General features: G+C 62.9%; 6 protein-coding genes. 1 reads left to right on the top strand and 5 read right to left on the bottom strand.

Annotated features, from left to right (window positions below; genetic code table 11):
* Nucleotides 1–162: 162 nt before the first annotated feature.
* The 5 genes from bcaP to BLT65_RS46100 all read right to left on the bottom strand — a co-directional run bounded on the left by bcaP (nt 163) and on the right by BLT65_RS46100 (nt 5745).
* The gene (gene bcaP, locus BLT65_RS46120; protein WP_042312952.1) at nt 163–1560 is read right to left on the bottom strand and encodes a branched-chain amino acid transporter BcaP; all 1398 of its coding nucleotides are present in this window, start codon (nt 1558–1560) and stop codon (nt 163–165) included.
* A 139-nt stretch (nt 1561–1699) separates the two neighbouring features.
* Nucleotides 1700–2356, bottom strand: coding sequence for a response regulator transcription factor RqpR (gene rqpR, locus BLT65_RS46115; protein ID WP_007582134.1), 657 nt, complete (start codon nt 2354–2356; stop codon nt 1700–1702).
* A 52-nt stretch (nt 2357–2408) separates the two neighbouring features.
* Entirely contained in the window at nt 2409–3308 is a 900-nt protein-coding gene (locus tag BLT65_RS46110) for a sensor histidine kinase (RefSeq protein ID WP_091790693.1), read from the bottom strand.
* A gap of 514 nt (nt 3309–3822) precedes the next feature.
* On the bottom strand, nt 3823–4593 hold the full coding sequence (locus tag BLT65_RS46105) for a ferredoxin--NADP reductase (protein WP_007582137.1): 771 nt from the start codon (nt 4591–4593) through the stop codon (nt 3823–3825).
* 510 nt (nt 4594–5103) lie between these two features.
* Nucleotides 5104–5745, bottom strand: a complete 642-nt coding sequence (locus BLT65_RS46100) for a LysE family translocator (protein WP_091790692.1) — start codon at nt 5743–5745, stop codon at nt 5104–5106.
* 356 nt (nt 5746–6101) lie between these two features.
* Here BLT65_RS46100 and BLT65_RS46095 point away from each other — a divergent pair.
* A partial coding sequence (locus tag BLT65_RS46095) for a helix-turn-helix domain-containing protein (RefSeq protein WP_143036735.1) occupies nt 6102–6397 on the top strand: 296 nt, incomplete at its 3' end.

The following is a 6397-nucleotide window of genomic DNA, read 5'->3' as shown; positions in this document are numbered from 1 at the left end:
AAGAGTTGGCGGTGTGAGCCGCTTTCTTTTGCCTACTTTTCTTTGCGGCGGCAAAGAAAAGTAGGTGCCGCCCCGCACAGGGGCGACGCGTGAAGTACGAAGGCAATACGCGGATGCCAGCGAAACCACAAGCAAACCAAACCGGCCGCACCGCGAGAAGACTTATCGCCCCCCGTGCGCGAGTTTGGAATGCCTCCGCGAGTACCCAAAATAGACAACCATCCCAACCAGAAGCCAGATCACAAACGCAATCCAGGTAACCTTGCTGAGATTCAGCATCAAGAACAGGCAGGAAGCAACAGCAAGCACAGGCACAACGGGCACGCCCGGGCAGCGAAAAGCCCTGGGCAAATCAGGATGCGTGCGCCGCAACACGAGCACAGCGATGGACACCATCGAAAACGCCGCCAACGTCCCGATATTGATCAGCTCAGCGAGCACATTCAAAGGCACGAGGGCGCCAATCAGCCCAAAGACAATCCCAACGAGCCAAGTGGTAGCAAAAGGCGTAGCAAACCGCGGATGCACCTTAGACAGCGCCGCAGGCAACAACCCATCCCGTGACATCGCAAAGATCACCCGAGTCTGGCCGTAGGCCATCACAAGAATCACGGTCAGCATCCCAAGCACCGCACCGAGATCGATAAAACCGGCAACCCAGTTCTGCCCAGCAACCTGCAACGCATACGAAACCGGATGCGAAATATTCGCGAACTGCGCCGACGGCACGATCCCCGTCACGACGGCGGCCACAGCGACGTACAGCACCGCGCAAACGCCGAGCGACGCAATGATCCCGATCGGCAGGTCGCGCTTCGGATCCTTCACTTCTTCGGCCGCCGACGACACCGAATCGAACCCGATAAACGCAAAGAACATCACAGCCGCCGCGCCGAACACCCCGCCGATGCCATTCGGCATGAACGGATGCCAGTTCTCCGGCTTCACATGAAACACACCGACGGCAATCACCAGCAACACGACGGTCACCTTGATCGCAACCATCAGATTGTTCACGCGCGTCGATTCCCGCACGCCGACAGACAGCAGCGTCGTAATCGCCATCATTACGAGAAACGCGGGCAAGTTGAACAGCGTCTCGTGGCCAGGAAGCGCGCCGGGCGCGGCCGTCAGCGCGACGGGCAGCGACACGCCGAAGCCCGACAGCAGCGACTGCAGATACCCTGACCAGCCAACCGACACCGCCGAAGTGGCAAGCCCATACTCGAGCATCAAATCCCAGCCGATGATCCACGCGGCCAGCTCGCCGAGCGTCGCGTACGAATACGTGTAGATCGAACCGGCGACGGGGATCGTCGAGGCGAATTCCGCATACGCGAGCGCCGCGAAGCCGCACGCGACGGCGGCGATCAGGAACGCCAGCATCAGCGCCGGGCCGGCTTGCACCGCGCCCGTGCCCGTCAGCACGAAGATGCCGGTGCCGATGATGGCGCCGACGCCGAGAAAGGTGAGATCGAGCGCGCCGAGCGCTTTCTTCAGGCCGGCAGCCTGCGCGCCGGCGATCATGTGCTCGACGTTCTTTTTGCGAAAGAGGGACATTTGGCGGGGTCTCCTGTGAAGCACGCGTGTGGGCGCGCCCAATGTCGGGAAAACCCGCAATTTTAGCGGAATCGGGCCGGATAGCCCTTCATGGCGCACAAATGGAGTGCGCCGCGAGCGCGGCGGGCGGCCTCGAGCCTCAGGCCGCCATCACCGGATTCAGGTCGACGAGGCGGTTGCTCATCACGTAGAAGGTCAACTCGGCGTTGTTGCGCAGCTTCATTTTTTCCAGCAACCGCGTGCGGTAGACACTCACCGTCTTCACCGACAGCGACAGCGCGTTCGCGATATCCGTCAGCCGCTTGCCCGACGCGAGCATGCACAGCGTCTGGTACTCGCGGTCGGAGAGCTTTTCGTGCGGCAACTGCTCGCCGTCGAACGAAACGTAATCGGCGAGCGCTTCCGCCATCGCCGGGCTCACGTACTTGCGGCCCGCCGCGACCTGCTGGATCGCGGCGATCATCTGCGTGGCGTCGACGGTTTTCGACAGATAACCGGCCGCCCCCGCCTTCAGAGCGCGCACCGCGTACTGGTCCTCGCGATACATCGAAAACATCAGCACGGGAACGCGCGGCAGCTTGCGCTTCAGGCGCTTGAGCACCTCGACGCCGTTCATGTCCGGCAGCGAGATGTCGAGCAGGATCACGTCGTACACGTGCTTCGACGCTTCCATGAGCACCTCGGTACCCGTCTGCGCCTCGGCGACGTCGTCGGCGACACCGCGGTCGATCAGCAGCTGCCGTACGCCCTGTCGAACGATGGCGTGGTCCTCGGCAATCAGAATGCGCAGGCTCATAACGGGAAGTCAGTGTTCACAAACAGCAGGTTACAAGCGGGCCACGAGCGGTTCACAAGCGGATCGCGGTGCGTCGCGCGCGCGGCGCATTGCCCAACAAGGCTTTCCACTCGAAGCGCGCATGCACGGTCGTGCCGCGCGCCTGACCGGCGGACGCAGCGACGCGCAATTCGCCGTCGAATGCGTTGCAGCGCGCGCGCATGCCTGCCAGCCCGAACTGGCGCTCGTCCTGTCCCGCGTGCGCGGGAATGCCGACGCCGTCGTCGCTGACGACGATGCTCAGATGCTGCGCAGTGGTTTCGATACGCATGTCGGCGCCCGATGCGCGCGCGTGCTTGGCGACGTTGTTGAGCGCTTCCTGGGCGACGCGGAACACAGCGAGCGATGCATCGGCGGACAGGCGCGTGAGGCGAGCGTCGGCGGCGCACACGAAGCTCATGCGCAGGCCGGTGCGCGCGGCGAAGCTGTTGGTCCAGTGCGACAGCGCACAGACGATGCCCTTGTCGAGCGTCGGCGAGTGCAGATCGCCGACGGCCTGTTGCGCAGCTTCAGTGACGGCGTCGAGCGAACGCTGCGCGGTGGCGAGGGCGGCGGTGCATTGGGGCGGGGCGTCGGCGGGCAGCCAGGTTTCGACGCCAGCGAGCGCGAAGCGCGCGGCCGTCAGTTCGGCGCCGAGGCTGTCGTGCAGTTCCTGCGCGACATGGCGGCGCGTGGCTTCCTGCGTGCGCGTCAGCTCGGATGCCAGCTCGCGTACCCGCGCCTGCAGACGCGCGAGTTCGTCGCTGGATGCCGTTCGCGCGGCGGCGTCCGCAGTGACGTCCGCGTTGGCGTGGTTTGCCATCGCGGCTTTGCTGGAACGGCGGCGGGCAGACGCACTGGATGCGCGCGTGGCATCGCTCGCGCGGGCAGCCGCGCCGTGCATATGCATCGGCACCACGATCGACGAATCCATGGTCCCGCTCACGAAACGGATCGGCCGGCGCCATAGCGACGCATCGGCAGCATGTAGACGGTAGAACGCATGCGAACCCTGACCCCCAGATATGTCCGTCGCAGGAACTATCTCGACGGAAAAACGCTACGTCGAGACGTAACGAAATTTACATTCTGTAACAAATAGACGACAGTTTTGTTAAAAGTCTGTCAAATGCTGCTGCGCTGGGATCATATCTTAAAAAAAGAAAAAATACCCGTCCATCTTGGCTTGCAGCGCAAAGTTCACGCAATAGTCGAGGTAAACGCCACAGCTTATGTCGGACAAATTCCTACACGCAAGGTTATTTAATACCCATTGAATTTGTAACCTGGTATCTGACTTGAGATGGGCACGTCTAGTCGTGATCCGCCAACCGTTCCACGTAGCCCGGCGCGCCAAAAGAAAAACCGGAGCGCGAAGGCTCCGGTTTCGGGTGTTGCGGCTCGCGCGCGCGTCGTGGACGCCGCGCCAGCGTTCGTGCGGCGCAGTCTTAGCCGACGAACGCCTTTTCGACGACGTAGTGGCCAGGATTGTTGTTGCTGCCTTCCTGGAAGCCCAGGCTGTCGAGCAGTTCACGCGTGTCGCGCAGCATGTGCGGGCTGCCGCAGAGCATCACGCGGTCGTTTTCGAGCGAGAAGTGCGGCAGGTCGAGATCGTCGAAGAGCTTCTTCGTTTCGATCAGGTCCGTGATACGGCCGCGATTCGCGAACTGCTCGCGCGTGACGGTCGGGTAATACACCAGCTTTTCCTGGATCAGCTCGCCGATGTGCTCGTGCGCCGGCAGGTGGTCCGTGATGTATTCCTTGTATGCCAGTTCATCGACGAAACGGCACGTGTGCGTCAGCACGACGCGCTCGTAGCGGTCATAGACGTCCGGGTCCTTGATGATCGACATGAAGGGCGCGAGACCCGTGCCAGTGGACAGCAGCCACAGCGTCTTGCCGGGCAGCAGGTTGTCGGCCATCAGCGTGCCCGTCGGCTTCTTGCCGATCAGGACCTGGTCGCCCACCTTCAGATGCTGGAGGCGCGACGTCAGCGGGCCGTCCTGCACCTTGATGCTCAGGAATTCGAGGTTCTCTTCGTAGTTGGCGCTAGCCATGCTGTACGCACGGATCAGCGGCTTGCCGTCGACTTCGAGGCCAACCATCGTGAACTGGCCATTTTCGAAGCGGAACGACGCATCGCGCGTGCAGGTGAAGCTGAAAAGCGTATCGGTCCAGTGGTGGACGCTCAGGACGGTTTGTGGATTCAGGTTGCTCATGGCTTCTTCGATGGTGCGAAATCAAGGTCGGCCACATAAAAGCGGGGCCGGCACGGCAAAGGCAATGCACCGTCCCGCGCCGGAAGCGACCCGGGAATGATGCGCAATCCGCTATTTTACCGCGTTCCGCGCCGGGCATTGCCGCAGCGGGTTGGGCGGTGAATGTGGTCTGTCAAGCTGGTTATCAAGCGCCGGCGCGGCTGTCGTCCGGTTTCGCCGGAACGGCTAACTGCGGCGCGGCATGGGTGTACTGCTGGGGTGTGCGGCGCTGGGTCTGTGCCCGGTCCACCCTACGGGTGTCGCCCTTCGGGTCTTGCCCGTTCGCGACGGGCGTCGGGCCGTTGCCGCTTGACCGGCTTTCGCCCGTCAATCATCGGGTGATGGCAGCCGTTCAACGAAAACAGGCGCTGGTAGGCGCTATTTCGGGATAATACCGGAAACTTATCGCGCGCTGCAGCATTGACCCTTCTCGCGAAGCTGGAAAAGTCCAGCTGGAGAGCGCGCCCGCGCTCAGCTTTCGGCGGCGAGTTTCGCGCCCAGGCCGACGAGCAGCGCGCCGCACACGCCGTCGATCGGGCGGCGCAGGCGTCGATAGCCGCGTTGCGTGCGTTCCGTCGCGAACATCAGCGCGACGCTGCCGTACCAGCCCACCGACATCATCCCGATCATCGCGAGCGCCGCGCCGTAGAACCACAGCGGCGGGTGCGCCGGAAACAGCGTCGCGAAGATACTGGTCCAGAACGCGCAGGATTTCGGATTCGTCAGACACGTGAGCATGCCCGTGCGCCAGGCGCGGAAATGGGCGCCGCGATCGTTGGCGGGCGGTGTTTCGACGTTCACGACGATGGCCTCGCCGCGTTTCGTGCTCGAACGCACGAGCTTGATGCCGAACCACACCAGATAGATCGCGCCCGCGATTCGAATGCCGTTGTACAGCCAGTCGATCCGTTGCAGCACGGTCGCGAAACCGAGCATCGCGAGCGAGGCCCAGATTGTCGACCCTGTGCCGACGCCCAGCGCCGACGCCGCGCCTAGCCCGCGCCGTCCGGCCAGCGACAGCTGCGTGATCATGAAGAAGTTGGGACCGGGACTGACCAGCGCGATCAGATAGACGAGGGCGATTTGCAGCAGGATCGGCAGGTAATGATGCATGGCGACGATTTGCCGCGCTGGGCGGCGGTGCGTTGAGCGGGAAGAGGGCGGAATCGCGATCTTACTCCGGCTCGCGCCGGTTCGAGCGACAGTCAGGCGACTGCGCGACACACCTGCGTCGCCTCTGTGTGCTTGTCTTTGTTCTGGCATCTGGAGGATGGTGTTTGCTGCGCACGTGGTGTGGTTTGCTTGTTTTGATGTTGGAATCCGCGATTCGTTAGCGTGCTTCACGCGTCGCCCCTGTGCGGGGCGGCACCTACTTTTCTTTGCCGCCGTGTACAGACTGGAGACATCGCTGACAGGTGTACAGGGACATGACTGACACTTTCGGGTAATCAAACGCCCGGATTTCGACCATGCCCTGGGATGTAAAAGACACCATGAATCGTCGCGAAGACTTCGTCCGTGAGGCCGCCACGCAGGCGGTTGCGTTCAGCGAGTTGTGCAGCAAATTCAAGATCACCCGCCAGACCGGCTACAAGTGGCTCGCCCGCCACAAGGCCGAAGGCGCTGAGGGACTGGCCGACCGCTCGCGCCGCCCACATCACAGCCCCACACGCTCTGCAGGGCACATCGAAGCGCGGGTCATCGAGCTGCGCCGCCAGCATGGCTGGGGCGGACGCAAGATCGCGCGGCGCCTGCGCGATCTGGG

The sequence above is a fragment of the Paraburkholderia steynii genome, from assembly GCF_900100565.1.
In the GTDB taxonomy this organism is placed as follows: domain Bacteria; phylum Pseudomonadota; class Gammaproteobacteria; order Burkholderiales; family Burkholderiaceae; genus Paraburkholderia; species Paraburkholderia terrae.
This window is presented reverse-complemented; position numbering and strand designations above follow the sequence as displayed.